This window comes from Nocardia sp. NPDC059228, assembly GCF_042754245.1.
In the GTDB taxonomy this organism is placed as follows: Bacteria; Actinomycetota; Actinomycetes; order Mycobacteriales; family Mycobacteriaceae; genus Nocardia.
In genome coordinates this window covers 275,628-289,476 of the sequence record NZ_JBHZAL010000005.1, presented here as the reverse complement: position 1 = coordinate 289,476, position 13,849 = coordinate 275,628, and the positions used below count along the sequence as shown (strand labels likewise).

Here is a 13,849-nt window from a genome sequence, read left to right as displayed (position 1 = left end):
AACGGCATTCCGGTGTCGGGCGGTGTCCGTAGGATTGCGGGCGTGAGTGCGCCGGAGGTCGAGACCGTAGTCGGAAACCTGGATGACGCCGGAAGTGATCCGGCGCACCAGGTGCTGCGAAAGACGTTCGGGTACGACAGTTTTCGCGGACCGCAGCGGGACATCGTCGACCAGGTGATCGCCGGTGGCGACGCCCTGGTGCTCATGCCCACCGGCGGCGGTAAATCGCTGTGCTATCAGATTCCGGCGCTGGTGCGCCCGGGCGTGGGCGTGGTGATCTCACCACTCATCGCGCTCATGCAGGACCAGGTGGACGCGCTCAATGCCGTCGGCGTGCGCGCCGGATTCCTGAACTCCACCCAGTTCCCCGACGAACGGCGCACCGTCGAGGCGCAATTCGTGGCGGGCGAGCTGGATGTGCTCTACCTCGCACCGGAGCGGCTGCGGCTGGAGTCCACCGCGCAGTTGCTGGATCGGGGCAAGATCTCGGTCTTCGCCATCGACGAGGCGCACTGTGTCTCGCAGTGGGGCCACGACTTCCGGCCCGACTATCTGGGCCTGTCGATGGTGCACGAGCGCTGGCCGGACGTGCCGCGCATCGCGCTCACCGCCACCGCGACCGAGGCCACCCGCAAGGAGATCGCCGAGCGGCTGGATCTCACCCGCGCCAAGCACTTCGTGGCCAGTTTCGACCGGCCCAATATCCAATACCGGATCGAGGCCAAGAATCGGCCCGAGCACCAGCTGCTCTCGTTCATCCAGACCGAGCACGCCGGCGATGCGGGCATCGTCTACTGCCTCTCGCGCAATTCGGTCGAGAAGACCGCGGCCTTCCTGACCGCCAATGGCGTGGAAGCCGTGCCGTACCACGCGGGGCTGGACAACCGCACCCGCGCGGCCAACCAGGCGCGGTTCCTGCGCGAGGACGGGCTCGTGGTGGTCGCCACCATCGCCTTCGGCATGGGTATCGACAAGCCGGACGTGCGCTTCGTCGCACACCTGGATCTGCCCAAGTCGGTCGAGGGCTACTACCAGGAGACCGGCCGTGCCGGTCGCGACGGGCAGCCCTCCACCGCGTGGATGGTGTACGGCCTCAGTGACGTTGTGCAGCAACGGAAGATGATCGACTCCTCCGACGGCGACGCCATGCACCGCCGCCAGCTGCAACTGCACCTGGACGCCATGCTCGCGCTCTGCGAGACCGTGCAGTGCCGCCGCGTCCAGCTGCTGGCCTACTTCGGTCAGCAGGGTGAGCGCTGTGGCAACTGCGACACCTGCCTAAACGCGCCCGAGGCGTGGGACGGGACCGTGCCCGCCCAGAAGGTGCTCTCCACCGTGCTGCGGCTCAAACGCGAACGCGGTCAGAGCTTCGGCGCGGGCCACATCGTGGACATCCTGATCGGCAAGCGCAATCCCAAGGTGGAGCAGCACGCCCACCACGAGCTGAAGGTGTTCGGCATCGGTACCGAGCTGCGCGACATCGAGTGGCGCGGCGTCGTGCGTCAGCTGCTGGCCCAGGGTCTGCTCGCCGTGCACGGCGACTACGGTGTGCTCACTCTCACCGACGCCAGCAATCAGGTGCTGTTCGAGAAGCGGCAGGTCATGTTCCGGCGTGAGCCCGAACGCGCCAAGGCCGCCCGAACCGCCAAGCCCGCCAAGGCATCCCGCCTGGCCGCCGCCGACCTGAGCCAGTCCGATACCGACCTGTTCGAAAAGCTCCGCGCCTGGCGCGCGGCCACCGCCAAGGAGCAGGGCGTCCCCGCCTACGTGGTCTTCCACGACGCCACCCTCCGCGAGATCGCCACCCGCAAACCCGCCACCCTGTCCGACCTCGCGGGCATCTCCGGCATCGGGGAGAACAAGCGCGCCAAATACGGTGAGGGCGTCCTGGAAGTGATCGCCGCCGGCGGTTCGGGCGCCGAAACATCCAGCTCCGCACCGGCTTCCGGTTCCGCCGTCGCCGCGCCGACCGGCCGGTCGGCGGCGTCGTCCCAGGGATCTCGGTCCGCGGCCTCGAGCGCGAGCCCGCAATCCGCGGTCCCCGAGCGGCGCTCCTCGCGGTTCGGCGCCGCGCCGGCTGCTGCGCCGAAACCGAGCCCGGCCATCTTCACCCCCGCCGACGAGATCCCCTGGCCCGACGAAGCGCCACCGGACTTCGACGAGCTCCCGCCCGACTACCAGTGATCGATGTCCGGAAATGACCTCGCGCACGTCCATTAGCAGGCGATTTGGTTGCTGGGCGGCGGCACGATAAGCTTTCGGAGCTGCCGCGGTCCACGGATCGCAGCGAGCGACCTGGTCCCGTCGTCTAGCGGCCTAGGACGCCGCCCTCTCAAGGCGGTAGCGCGGGTTCAAATCCCGTCGGGACTACTGAGAAAGGCCCTTCAGCGAATGCTGAAGGGCCTTTCTGTATTTCACGTCTCATCCGTGCCCGAAAATCATTGGCGTGCACCGCGATACCGTGACTACCGTGGGTCCCGGTCGTTCGAGGGGTGCCCCGGAATCTCCGGATCGTATTCCCCGTTCGAGGGCGGCCACGTCATTCAGGTTGGCACAGAACAAATCTGCCGGGGTTCGATTCCCTTCACCGGTACGCCTCGCCCGGTCGGGTGCGGTGCCGTGGCCCTGCGGGCTCCCCGACTTCGGTCGGGGGACGCCCCCGCCGCGGTCCCGTGACCGGGCGAGGCGTGCCCGGTCACGCCGAAACCACTGTGGGGGAAGGAGATACACATGTTCACGACGGTCATGGAATACAAGACGGTCATGGAATACCAGCGCACGCTGCGATTCGAGGACGGCACCCTGCGGGAGGTTCTCGGCCCCGGCCGGCACCGCTTCAACAAGGAGCGCTGCACCCTGGTGACGGTCGACATGCGCCCGCGTCTGCTGCAGGTCGGCGGCCAGGAGCTGCTGACCCGCGATGGTCTGTCGCTGCGCGTCAGCTTCGTCGGCGACTGGGTGGTCACCGATCCGGTGACCTTCACCACCGGAGCCCAGTCCGCGGAGACGGTGCTCTACACGACGGTCCAGGAGGTCGCCCGCGATCTCGTGGCCGCGCACACCCTCGACGAACTGATCGCCGACCGTACCCGGCTCGGCGCGGGCGCCGAGCGCGTGGCGGCCGCCGTCGAACGCCTCGGCATTCGTGTCGAGAGCCTTCGCGCCAAGGACCTCATGCTCTCGGGCGAGCTCCGTAAGGCCGCCCTCGAAACGGTGCTGGCGCGCGAACGCGGCCGCGCCGAACTCGAGCGCGCCCGCGCCGAGGCCGCCGCCCTGCGCTCGCTGGCCAATACCGCGAAGCTCCTGACGGACAACCCGGTCCTGCTGCGCCTGCGGACCCTGCAGGTCGCGGCCGCTCCGGGCGCCAAGGTCGTGCTCGACTCGCGGGAGAATGTCTGAGCAGTACGGGCAGCGAGAGGCACGGCACCGCCCGGCCGGAACATTTTCTTCCGGCCGGGACCGGTTCAGGCCAGCGCGGTCGTATGGTTCTGCTCCCACACCTGGATGTGCGGCCCGAACTCGGTGAGGAAGGCCTGCACGTGCGGAGTCGAGCCGTGAGCGTCGAGCGCCTGGCGTGAATCCCAGTGCTCGAAGCACAGGAACAGTGACGGGTCGTCCTGGTCGCGGTAGAACTCGTAGGTGTGGCAGCCCGGTTCGGCGAGGGTGGGCGCGGTCAGCGTCAGCATCGCCTGCGCGACCCGGTCGGCTGCCGCGGGATCGACCTTGATGCGGATGAAAGCCGTATGCACGGAATTCCTTTCGAGGAGAGTCGCTGTGAACTGGCTCACGCCAGCGCTGTTCTCATGACTAACAGCGGGCCCGCCGGGACGGGCTGGACGCGTCCCGGCCACCGGAACAAGACGCCGGCCGGCGTGGTTGAACAACGAGGCCCGATTCCGTCACCGTGCGGGTTCGGGCCGGAGCATCCGTAAGCTGGTTGGGCACTCCGGGCAGCGACGGGACGATAGAGGAGACATGAAGGAAAAGGGGCGCAAGGTCATCGCCAGCAACAAGAAGGCGCGGCACAACTACGCGATCCTCGAGACCTACGAGGCCGGGGTCGCGCTGGTCGGTACCGAGGTGAAGAGCCTGCGCGAGGGCAAGGCCTCGCTGGTCGACGCCTATGCCTCCATCGACGACGGCGAGGTGTGGCTGCGCGGCCTGCACGTACCCGAGTACGGGCACGGCACCTGGACCAACCACGCGCCGCGCCGCACCCGAAAGTTGCTACTGCACCGCCGCGAGATCGACAAGCTGCTCGGCAAGACCAAGGAGTCGAGCCTGACCCTGGTCCCGCTGTCGATGTACTTCTCCGACGGCAAGGTCAAGGTCGAACTGGCCCTCGCCAAGGGCAAGCAGGACTACGACAAGCGCCAGGACCTGGCCCGACGCGACGCCGAACGCGAGGTCACCCGCGAACTCGGCCGCCGCATCAAGGGCATGCGCGGCTGACACCCGGGACCCCCGGCTGACGGCGCGTTAATGGAATGAACCAAGGTTTGTTCGGTGTTAGGATAGGTAGCCCGGTGAGAGCCGGGTAGTTCATCTGAATCGGTGAACACATTCGGGGCTGAACGGTTTCGACTGCGTACGTTGATTCAGGGGAAGCGTGTCGGTGCAGGCAGGAGACCACCGTATAAGCGTCGCTGTAACCCTATAAGCGCCGATTCTCATCAGCGCGACTACGCTCTCGCTGCCTAAGCAACGAAGCGTGTCTGTCAGCCCGGGTTCGCCCTCGACCCGGTCCCTGGCATCAGCTAGAGGGCTCTACCGTCCGACGCGGTCGCGGCGCCGGACGGGACACCTAACAGCGACTGGGATCGTCATCTCGGCTTGTTCGCGTGACCGGGAGATCCGAGCAGAGGCATAGCGAACTGCACACGGAGAAGCCCTGAAGATGCGGCGGAGGACCCGGGTTCGATTCCCGGCAGCTCCACTGAGAAGGCCCGGTCCACACGGACCGGGCCTTCGTCATTCTGCTGTGCACGTGGCAGCCGGAGTTATGGTGACGCTCCCGCGTCTAGCCGCCCGCTCGGCGGCGGAAGGTGCGTTTGCCGCCTGCCTGAGCGTGTGTGCCGCGGACCTTGGCGGAGTGTTGGGCGGAACCGCCTGTGGAGGCGTGGCCATTCTTTCGGTCCAATGCTTCCCGGAACTTCCGTTTGGTCGCCTCCTCTGGCGACTCGATAGCTTCACCCGCGGGTAGCTCGGCTGGGACTTCTTGTTCGTCGGCCATGGGGCTAGCCTATCGCTGCGTTTCGGCTCTGGCGTGTTGCCAGGCCTGAGCGGATCATGCTCACCAGGGCGTTCAGCGAGGCTGGGCGCAGGTTTACTTGTGTCCGTGGGAGGTTCGGCCCGACCCGGAGGCCGCATGAGCAGGATGTATCTGTGTTGTGACATCAACGGCGATGCTCACCTGGTGCCCGAAAATGAACTGGTCCAACGGACGTCCGCCTACCTCGTGGCACTTTGCGATAATGCGGTGCTGCTGGTTCGAGACGGCACCGGGCAGAAGGGGAGATGGGATTTGCCCGGTGGGGGTCTCGAGCCTGGAGAGGGGCGTCTGGATGCTCTCGATCGGGAGCTGCTGGAGGAGACGGGACTTCGCCTGGCAGGCGAGCCCGCTTATCTCTGTGAGTTCGTCGAATACTTCTTTGACCTTCAGTCCCGGCGAGGGTGGGAGTCGACGCGGTGCTACTACGTCGGTGGTGTAGTGGGAACGGTGCGTCCTCACGGCAATGGTGTTGATGTCGCTGCCTGCCAATATGTTTCGCTCCCGCTGTCCGCAGCCGAAGTTGGGGCGGTGGCACGGAAGATGACGCAACTGGCGCTGTTGTCCCGTTGATCAGGGGGACGTTCCGGGGCGATGCTCGGATTGCGGTGGTGAGCCTGCTCATCGGCTGAACAATTGCCAGTGCAGGGCCCAAGGCACGAATGCCATTGCAGTTGTGAGCAGTACGAGCGTTTGCCGACGGAGCGGGGCGTCCATTCGGGCTCGGGCGCGCCACGCGGACTGGGCCAGGATGGCTGCGGTCAGGGGGACGGCCAATGCCAGCGCGTGGAGCAGGAGCCAGGGCAGGGGCTGGCCGACGGTGAAGGCTGTTGGCGGTAGCTTGGCACCTGTGGCCACGATTCCTACGACGTAGGTCACGGTGCCCAGGGTGGCCAGCAGGCCGATGGCGGATACTGCCCGTGCTGTTCGGTGGGGTCCGCGGCCGGCCTTGGATGGACTGCGGCGGAGCATCATCCGACCGAGGGCGGAGAGTGGGTAGGCGGCGAAGCCGAGCAAAAGGGCAGCCAGTGCTGCGTATTCGAGGCCGGGGTGGGTGCCTGGCGCGCGGCTGGCTGGCTGCTGGGGCGGGGTGGCGGCGCTGGTGGGTGGTGCTTGATCGGCCGCTATCGCGTGGATCCAGTCGGTTATGACGTCGGTGTAGCCGGGGTCGAGTTCGCCGAGCGGCTTGCCCTCGAAGATCTCGCCGCCGACGCTGTCGAAGCCGTCGGTAGTGCGATGGCCGTTGTGGCCGGCATGTGGTACGAAACATGTTGTCACCGAGTGATCTCCGGCGGCTGCCAGTTCGTGTTGGAAGATCGCCGCGCTCTCGCCGCTTGGCACCTTCACATCGTGGTCGCCCCACAGCGCCAGCACGGGCACTCGCACTTGCCGCAGAGCGGGCACCGGGTCGTAGTCCGCTTCCGGGAACGCGCCGAGTCCGTCGACCACGGCAGCACCGGGGCCGCTCACTGCATCCGGCAGGTGGCCGGAAACACCGTTGTGCCGCAGGAGATTCGAGAGAAACCAGGTTTGGGTGCGTAACGGTGTCAGTCCTGACCCGCCGATGGTGACCACGAACCCGACCGTCGACGAGCGGGACGCCGCGAGTGTCGCCACCCAGCCGCCCTCGCTGAACCCCCACAGCCCGACGTGAGCGGCATCCACATCGGGTCGATCGCGCAGCAGTCGCACCCCGGCGAGCGCATCGTCGGCCAGTACTGAGAAGTCCCGGTGGCTGGTCGAGTATCCGACAGTGCGCTTGTCCACGACCAGGGTAGTGAAGCCCGCGCGCGCGAAAGCTGCTGCCTCGGGATGGTATTCGGCCCGAGGCCCCGGTCCCGACCCGCCGACGAGCACGATTCCCGGATGCGGCCCGGCCCCGGTGGGCCGGTAGACCGCCCCGCGCAGCGTCACCCCGTCGCTGTCGAAGGCCACCTGCTCCTGCTCGGGATCGGCAGGTCCGGGTTGCGCTTCGGCCTTGCCCCCACCGATTCCCCAGCACAGCAGGACCAGCATCGCGACGATCATCACTCGCATACCGGAAACATAGGGACGTCAACCATTTCCGGGCATCGCACCACGGTACTGAGGCTCCTCATCCTGCGGTACCGGACAGCGCGGGCCCTCTCGTTTTCTAGGGCCGATATGGGGCTGACTTCTAGTGGAGAGGTTCCAGGTCGCGGGTAGTGCCGGGCAGTGCCAGATCTTCCAGGGCCTGAGGGGATTGGGGTGGGTAGAACTGGGTGTACCAGCGGCGGAGGGACTTGATGCCCTTCTCGTGGGGGAGGAGGACGGGGCGGGGGCGGTGGATTTTGTGGTCCCAGATGGCCAGTTCTTCTCGGACCTCGCCGAAGGCGACCAGACGGAGGGCGAGTTTGAGAATTGGGGCGGCGAAGGGGAAGCCGGGGCGGCGGCGGATGTAGTAGAGCATCCGGAGCTCGCTGGTGGTGTCGTCGATGGGGGTGGTGAGGGCGATGGCGGTCATGGTGATCAGTGCGCCGGTGGTGCGGACGACCATGACGCCGGGGCCGTACATGAAGACGTCGAAGCTGTTGTCGACCGGGTAGCCGAGGACGGGTTTGCAGAAGCGGGTGTGGATTTCGGCGAAGGGGCCGTCGGGGATGAGTTCCTGGACCGGGGGCTCGCTCTGGCCGTGGATGTGGTGAAAGTGGGATTCGTCGACGATGTTCTCGCGCATCTCCTGGATGTGGATACGCGATTGCAGGACATCGTCGATGGGGCGGGCGAAGGCGCGATCGGTGGCCTCGGGAATCTCGGGCACTTCCCACAGCGGTTCGCCGGCACCGGAGTAGACGAAGATCAGCCCGCTGTGCTCGCGCACCGGGAATCCGCCCAGTGTCACCCGCGGCGGGCGGGATGCGAAAGGCGCTGAGGCGCAGGCACCGTCGGCATCGAAACGCCAGCCATGGAACGGGCACTCCACCTGCCCGTCCACCACCCGGCCCCCCGCACCGAGGTGGGCGCCGTAATGCGGGCAGTGCGCGTCGCGGACAGTGGCCCGGCCATCGCTGCCCCGGAAGGCGATCAGCGCCCGCCCGAAGTAGTGCAGATTCACGATCTTTCCGGACCCGAGGTGCTTGCTGCGCAACACCGCATACCAGCCCTCGGGCACCGTCGGCATCGGATAGTGGTCGGCGCGCGGATCGCGCGCCAGCTCGGACAGGCCCGAACGATCACGTCGAAGGAACACGCCGCAACCCTAACGGGAACCTGTTACAAACAATGAACGGAACCGCCGGTTTGCTGTGAATCGTGTTGGACAGGAACGCAACTCGACTCGTGATCGGCCGGATATTCGTTATTCCATTGGCGGCCTCAGGGATTCGGACTGCCGTAGGTGGCGGCGATGTCTTTGGAGCTGGGCCAGCGGTTGTAAGTGGGGGACTGGGGCCAGCCGGTGGGGACGTCCTGCCAGTCTTCCTGGCGGCCGTAGGGGAGGAGGTCGATGAGGGGGAAGGTGTGGGTCAGTTGTTCGACGCCGCGGCCGTTGGTGTGCCAGGTGCGGTAGACGGTGTCGCCGTCGCGGAGGAAGACGTTGACGCCGAAGCCGCCGCCGGGCGGGGCGTCGATGTCCGAGCCGAATGGGCTGTTGGCCGTGGAGTACCAGGGCATCTGGTTGCCGACGCGGCGTTTGTAGGCGAGGGCCTCGTCGATCGGGCCCTGGGTGACGATGACGAAGCGGGCGTCGTAGAGGTCCAGGAATTCCAAACGGGTGAATTGCGAGGTGAATCCGGTGCAACCGGGGCATTGCCATTCCTCGCCCGGGAACCACATGTGGCTGTAGACGATCAATTGGGACTTGCCGGCGAAGACGTCGGCCAGGCGGACCGGGCCGTCCTCGCCTTCCAGGGTGTAGTCGGGCAGTGCGACCATCGGCAGGCGGCGGCGCTGGGCCGCGATGGCGTCGAGTTCGCGGGTCGCGGCCTTCTCACGGATACGCAGTGCTTCGAGTTCGGTCCGCCAGGTGTCGATGTCGACGACGGGCGGCAGCGGGTTGGTGCTCACAGAATCCTCCCTCACCGGGTTCACAGGGTGCGTGTTGTAGGCATAGACGCCGCGGGCGCGCAGAACTCATCGGTGACCCGTCGAATCAGTTGGTGCGATTCGCGTAATCGAGGGGGAGTTTGGCCGGTGGGCAGTCGATGACGGTGTCGTCGTCGGGTCCCCGGGTTTCGAGGTAGGTGATGCGGCCGGTGGAGGCGACCAGGGTTTGCGGGTAGGTCGGACCCTGGTCGCGGTCGGCGATGATCTGCGGGATGGCGTCCTCGTAGTGGCCCAGGGTGCTCTCGGGAAAGTCGAGCATCCACTTCGGATAGCAGATCGTCGTGTGCACCCGGCGCTCGCGGAGCCACACGATGAGCACGGTGACCGCACCGGTCGGCTCCACCCAGGCGATCTTGTACATATCGCCGCTGAGCTGGATCATCTTGGCCGGTTGCGCCGTGGACCAGCGCCCGAACATCGGTCCCATCAGGCAGCGGAAGGCGACAGTCTGCGAATTGCGCACGTACAGGTCGAACTTCCAGCCGTTCTCGTACGCATAGATCAGATGTCGCCCGACGATTCCCGACAGGTCACCGGCCAGGGCCGGTGCGGCGGCGGCATCCTCGGCGCTCATCGCTAACTCCTCTCGACCGACCTGCGTCGGGACCCGGGCGTCGCGCTCAGCCTATCCGCTGAGCACTCCTTCCCCGATGATCTCCACGGATGTTCCAGGTCAGGGCAGGGGCGGCGGGCGGTCGGGCACCAGCAGGGTGGCGATGGCGGCGCCGATGGGGATGGCGTTGTCGGTGTCGGGCTTGGCGGTCGGGCCCAGGGTGGCGTAGACGACGATGGTGGTGTCGGATTTGGTGTCGTAGAGGGCGATGCCGTCGTAGCCGCCGTAGGCGGGGTTCATGAACAGCCAGTCGGCCAGGTGGGGGACGCCGAAGGCGAAGTACTTCTGGGCGGTGAGCGGGCCGAGGCCGGCGGTGGAGGGGGCCATCATCTGCTGGAACTGGCTGCTGGAGAGCAGTTCTCCCGTGCCGAGGGCCCGGACCCAGCGGCCCACGTCGGTGACGGTGGAATTCATGTTGCCGGAGTGCAGGAATGCCGTCGGGTTCCAGAAGGTGGCGTCTTCGAAGATCTTTCGCTCGTCGGTGTAGCCGTGCAGGATCGGCTCGTCGATCCGGGCGGTGCGGACCACCGCGGAATGCCGCATGCCGAGCGGGCCCAGGACGTACTGGGAGATCAGATCGCCCAGCGATTTGCCGCTGGCCAGCTGCAGCACTTCGCCCAGGACGACCAGGTCGCTGTGGGCGTAGGCGAAGCTGGTGCCGGGATCGAACAGGGGCGGGCGGGCATTGGCCAGGTCGAACAGCTCCTGGGCGGTCCAGGTGTGGAACGGATTGTCGGCGAAGCGTTTCAGGAAGCCGGGGTCGGTGACGTAGTCGGAGATTCCGGAGGTGCTGTCGGCGAGCATGCGCGGGGTGATCCGGTCGGCGCGCGGGAAGGTCGGCAGCCATGTGGCGATCGGCTGATCCATGGACAGGGTGCCGGCCGCGTCCAGATGCCACAGCACGGTGGACAGCATCGGCTCCATGGGCTGGCCCACCCGCAGTTGCATGTCGGTGGTTGCGGGGATGCCCAGCGGCGAGTCGCCCGCCGCGCCGATGGTGATCGGCTCCTTGCCCCGCCACACCCCGAAAACCGCTGCGGTGAGGTCGAGTTGGGTCAGTTTGGTGCGCACGATATCGGCGATCTGCGCGGCTTCGGGGGAATTGGTGCCGGATCTCTGCGTCTCACCGCCCCGATCGGATCCGCAGGCGCCGGCGGCGACGGTCAGCACGATCGCCAGGACCGCACCCACTCGGCATCGAGTCGACACACCCATCACCGGATCCCTTCATCGAAGAAGACGGCCCGAGCAGCGTGGATCACAATCTACGCCGCCGCTCCGGCCGTCTTCGCCATGGATCGCCGGGGTTCAGCTGGGCTGCGCAGCGTTCAGCTGGGCTGGGGCGGCCGGGTCGGGCTGGGTTGCCGGTGCCGGGTTGATCAGGCCGTCTGCCACGCCGACGGCCGCTCCGACACCGGCGCCGAGCGCCATGAACGGGGCGGCGACCATGGCGTAGCCGATGGCGCCACCGATGGCCGGGACGATGACCAGGCCGATCGGTGCGAAAGGGAGTCCGGCGATCGCGCCCGAGACCACGCCGACCAGTGCGCCGGTCCACGCGATCGGACTGGCCAGGACGGACCCGACCGACGCGCCGATGGCCGCGTCACCGAGGACGGCCTTCGCGACACTGGTGGAGCGGGCATGGTCGAGCCCGGCCGCTTCGAGCGACTGCGCCAGACCGGTTTCCGTGCCCGTGGTCGCGGTATTGATCTGCTGGGTCTGCTCGGGGGTCAGAAAGAACGGCCGGTCGAGCTGGAGGGTGCCGATGCGAATCGACGAGTCCGGGATATCCAGGGCCGGCTGATTCGCCACGGCCGCTGGCGCTTCCTCGGCCAGGGCGGGTGTTACTCCCAGGAGAACCAGAGAGAGGGGAAGAGCCCCCGCAACGGCGACCCGGGCCGCACGCCGATAAAGCTGAACCGAACTTGTGGGCTGCCTTGTGCCCATAGGAAAACCTCATTCCGAGATGTCGATGACTTCGCATCAGGATTCGAAACCGGAACCCTCTCGGATCTGTCCAGATTATGGGAATTGTTGGCAGCGACCGGTTTTGCGAGGTATCGGAGGCCTGGTCCGCGAGTTTTCGCGGGTTCTATGAGGTCGATTACGACATCGCTGTCCGGTAGCCGACCGAGCATTGCCGGTGAGATTGCTGCGTAGGAGATTCGAGAACTATCGGAGGTCGTCGGACAGGGCGGCGGCGACCTCCGTCAGCAGCGGCGCGGCGCGGTCGATGAGTTCCTCGGTCATCCGGCCCACCGGGCCGGACACCGAAATCGCCAGCCGGGCAGGCGCTTTGGGTACCGCGACGGCCACACAGCGCACGCCGAGCTCCTGCTCGCCTTCGTCCATGGCGTATCCGGTGCGCGCGGCCTCGTCCAGCTGCCGGGCGAACTCCTCCGGATCGGTGATGGTGTTGTCGGTGTAGCGCGGCATTCCGGTGCGCTGCAACAGCTCTCGGGTCAGGTCCGGCGCCCCACCGGCCAGGATGGCCTTGCCCACGGCCGTGCAGTGCGGCAGCACCCGCCGGCCCACCTCCGTGAACATGCGCATGGAGTGCCGCGACTGCACCTGCGCCACATAGACGATCTGATCGCCGTCCAGCATGGCCATGTTCGCGGATTCACCGAGCTCGTCGACCAGCCGGGACAGGTGCGGGCGGGCCAGCACCGCCAGCATCTGCGAGGAACTCTCACCGAGCTTGATCAGCTTGGGGCCCAGGACATACTTGCGCGACGGCTCCTGGTGCAGGTAGCCCAGATCCACCAGGGTGCGCACCAGCCGGTGAATGGTCGGCAGCGGCAGCCCCGACTCCGTGGCGAGCTGGGACAGGCCCATCATGCCGCCCTCGTCGGCCATCAGCTCCAGCAGGGCGAACGCGCGCTCGATGGACTGCACGCCGCCGGTGCCGCTCTTGGGCTCCTTCGCTGCTGGCACCCCGGTCCTCCTCAGTTTTTCCGAATGCCGGAATTCTAGGGCAGATCGTAGATCACCTGTTCTGCCCAGTAGCCTGAGGCCCATGCGGCTACGCGCGGAGTTCACGACCGAACCGTTCCATGGCGAAGGGGATACGCCGCCGCATGCCAGAGCGGCTCTCGAACTCGCGGAATCGGCCGGTCTGGAATGCGATTTCGGTCCGCTCGGCACCTCGGTGGCCGGGACCGACGACCGGCTGCTGCCGGTGCTGGGCGAGATCATGGTGACCGCCTTCGCGCACGGGGCGACCCGGGTGACCATGCAGGTCGAGCAGGATGACTGAGCGTTCGCCGATGGACGAGTCGCACCCCGTGCTGGTGACCCTCGCCCCGCTGCTGGAGAGAACCGGCGGCCGCCTGGTGCCCGCGCAGGAGGCCACCGCCGACGATGTCCCCCTCGTGTGGGAAGGAACGACCCTGGCCTGCGTGCGTTTCGGTCCGCCCGAGTCCGACACCCTCGGCGGCCTGGAGCGGCTGCTGGACGAGGTGGCGGCGGAGCTGGGCGGGCCGCTGGCCGGACTGCCGCGTGTCGAGAAGCAGCGTGCTGTGCGCTTGCTGGAAGAGCGGGGCGCCTTCACGTTCCGTAAGTCGGCGGAGACGGTGGCGGCGGCGCTGGGTGTCACTCGCTTCACTGTCTACAACTATCTGAACCGCGAACGCGCCTGACCGGTCTGTCGGCCGACCGATATATATTCAACGAATTGTTGACGGCCAATGTGGCCCGTGCCACTCTTCTCGGATAGCGGAATGACCCTTCCGCTATCCGAGAGAGGTTGCGCCAATGGAGACGTTGAGCGAACGCGGTTCACCTGCGGGCCACAGAGTTTCGACGCCATACCGAAGACTGTCGACGGTCGTCCGGCCGTCGCGATCGGGCCGGCTACGCGACGGAAGTGCTGCTTCCTCCGCTGATCGAGGGGGCCG

General features: G+C 67.0%; 15 protein-coding genes, 1 tRNA gene and 1 other RNA gene. 8 read left to right on the top strand and 9 right to left on the bottom strand.

Features of this window, described 5'->3' with window-relative positions; genetic code table 11:
• The first annotated feature begins 42 nt into the window (after window positions 1-42).
• The 3 genes from recQ to ACFXKA_RS11625 all read left to right on the top strand — a co-directional run bounded on the left by recQ (window position 43) and on the right by ACFXKA_RS11625 (window position 3,399).
• Complete coding sequence (gene recQ / locus ACFXKA_RS11635; protein ID WP_379427132.1) at window positions 43-2,184, top strand: DNA helicase RecQ; 2,142 nt, start codon at window positions 43-45, stop codon at window positions 2,182-2,184.
• Window positions 2,185-2,297: 113 nt separating this feature from the next.
• Window positions 2,298-2,370: transfer RNA gene (locus ACFXKA_RS11630), tRNA-Glu, on the top strand.
• A 360-nt stretch (window positions 2,371-2,730) separates the two neighbouring features.
• Window positions 2,731-3,399, top strand: a complete 669-nt coding sequence (locus ACFXKA_RS11625; RefSeq protein WP_379427131.1) for a slipin family protein — start codon at window positions 2,731-2,733, stop codon at window positions 3,397-3,399.
• 65 nt (window positions 3,400-3,464) lie between these two features.
• On the opposite strand, the gene ACFXKA_RS11620 is transcribed toward ACFXKA_RS11625, so the two are convergent.
• Window positions 3,465-3,749, bottom strand: a complete 285-nt coding sequence (locus ACFXKA_RS11620; protein WP_379427130.1) for a putative quinol monooxygenase — start codon at window positions 3,747-3,749, stop codon at window positions 3,465-3,467.
• Window positions 3,750-3,975: 226 nt separating this feature from the next.
• On the opposite strand from ACFXKA_RS11620, the gene smpB reads away from it, so the two are divergent.
• Together smpB and ssrA are read left to right on the top strand one after the other, a co-directional pair.
• Window positions 3,976-4,452 (top strand): SsrA-binding protein SmpB, encoded by a 477-nt coding sequence (smpB, locus tag ACFXKA_RS11615; protein WP_154787106.1) that lies wholly within the window; start codon window positions 3,976-3,978, stop codon window positions 4,450-4,452.
• Window positions 4,453-4,566: 114 nt separating this feature from the next.
• Window positions 4,567-4,939, top strand: a transfer-messenger RNA (tmRNA) gene (gene ssrA / locus ACFXKA_RS11610).
• Window positions 4,940-5,020: 81 nt separating this feature from the next.
• Here the strand turns inward: ssrA and ACFXKA_RS11605 are convergent.
• Window positions 5,021-5,233 carry a DUF5302 domain-containing protein gene (locus ACFXKA_RS11605; protein WP_379427129.1) on the bottom strand — a complete coding sequence of 71 codons (213 nt, stop codon included), beginning with the start codon at window positions 5,231-5,233 and terminating at the stop codon, window positions 5,021-5,023.
• Between the two features lie 135 nt (window positions 5,234-5,368).
• Between ACFXKA_RS11605 and ACFXKA_RS11600 the strand changes: the two genes are divergently transcribed.
• On the top strand, window positions 5,369-5,842 hold the full coding sequence (locus tag ACFXKA_RS11600) for an NUDIX domain-containing protein (protein ID WP_379427128.1): 474 nt from the start codon (window positions 5,369-5,371) through the stop codon (window positions 5,840-5,842).
• Window positions 5,843-5,890: 48 nt separating this feature from the next.
• On the opposite strand, the gene ACFXKA_RS11595 is transcribed toward ACFXKA_RS11600, so the two are convergent.
• The 7 genes from ACFXKA_RS11595 to ACFXKA_RS11565 all read right to left on the bottom strand — a co-directional run bounded on the left by ACFXKA_RS11595 (window position 5,891) and on the right by ACFXKA_RS11565 (window position 12,887).
• Entirely contained in the window at window positions 5,891-7,306 is a 1,416-nt protein-coding gene (locus ACFXKA_RS11595) for an alpha/beta hydrolase family protein (protein ID WP_379427127.1), read from the bottom strand.
• Between the two features lie 121 nt (window positions 7,307-7,427).
• Window positions 7,428-8,480, bottom strand: a complete 1,053-nt coding sequence (locus tag ACFXKA_RS11590) for a Rieske 2Fe-2S domain-containing protein (RefSeq protein ID WP_379427126.1) — start codon at window positions 8,478-8,480, stop codon at window positions 7,428-7,430.
• A gap of 125 nt (window positions 8,481-8,605) precedes the next feature.
• Window positions 8,606-9,295, bottom strand: coding sequence for a DUF899 domain-containing protein (locus ACFXKA_RS11585; RefSeq protein WP_379427125.1), 690 nt, complete (start codon window positions 9,293-9,295; stop codon window positions 8,606-8,608).
• Window positions 9,296-9,380: 85 nt separating this feature from the next.
• A complete protein-coding gene (locus ACFXKA_RS11580) occupies window positions 9,381-9,908 on the bottom strand; it encodes a phenolic acid decarboxylase (RefSeq protein WP_379427124.1) in 528 nt (175 codons plus the stop codon).
• 99 nt (window positions 9,909-10,007) lie between these two features.
• Window positions 10,008-11,162, bottom strand: a complete 1,155-nt coding sequence (locus ACFXKA_RS11575) for a serine hydrolase domain-containing protein (RefSeq protein ID WP_379427123.1) — start codon at window positions 11,160-11,162, stop codon at window positions 10,008-10,010.
• Between the two features lie 93 nt (window positions 11,163-11,255).
• A complete protein-coding gene (locus ACFXKA_RS11570) occupies window positions 11,256-11,762 on the bottom strand; it encodes a hypothetical protein (protein WP_379427122.1) in 507 nt (168 codons plus the stop codon).
• A gap of 360 nt (window positions 11,763-12,122) precedes the next feature.
• Window positions 12,123-12,887, bottom strand: a complete 765-nt coding sequence (locus ACFXKA_RS11565; protein ID WP_379427121.1) for an IclR family transcriptional regulator — start codon at window positions 12,885-12,887, stop codon at window positions 12,123-12,125.
• Window positions 12,888-12,969: 82 nt separating this feature from the next.
• Between ACFXKA_RS11565 and ACFXKA_RS11560 the strand changes: the two genes are divergently transcribed.
• Both ACFXKA_RS11560 and ACFXKA_RS11555 read left to right on the top strand, forming a co-directional pair.
• A complete protein-coding gene (locus ACFXKA_RS11560) occupies window positions 12,970-13,209 on the top strand; it encodes a thiamine-binding protein (RefSeq protein WP_354840601.1) in 240 nt (79 codons plus the stop codon).
• Complete coding sequence (locus tag ACFXKA_RS11555; protein ID WP_379427120.1) at window positions 13,202-13,591, top strand: helix-turn-helix domain-containing protein; 390 nt, start codon at window positions 13,202-13,204, stop codon at window positions 13,589-13,591. The genes ACFXKA_RS11560 and ACFXKA_RS11555 overlap by 8 nt, the downstream gene beginning before the upstream one ends.
• Window positions 13,592-13,849 lie beyond the last annotated feature (258 nt).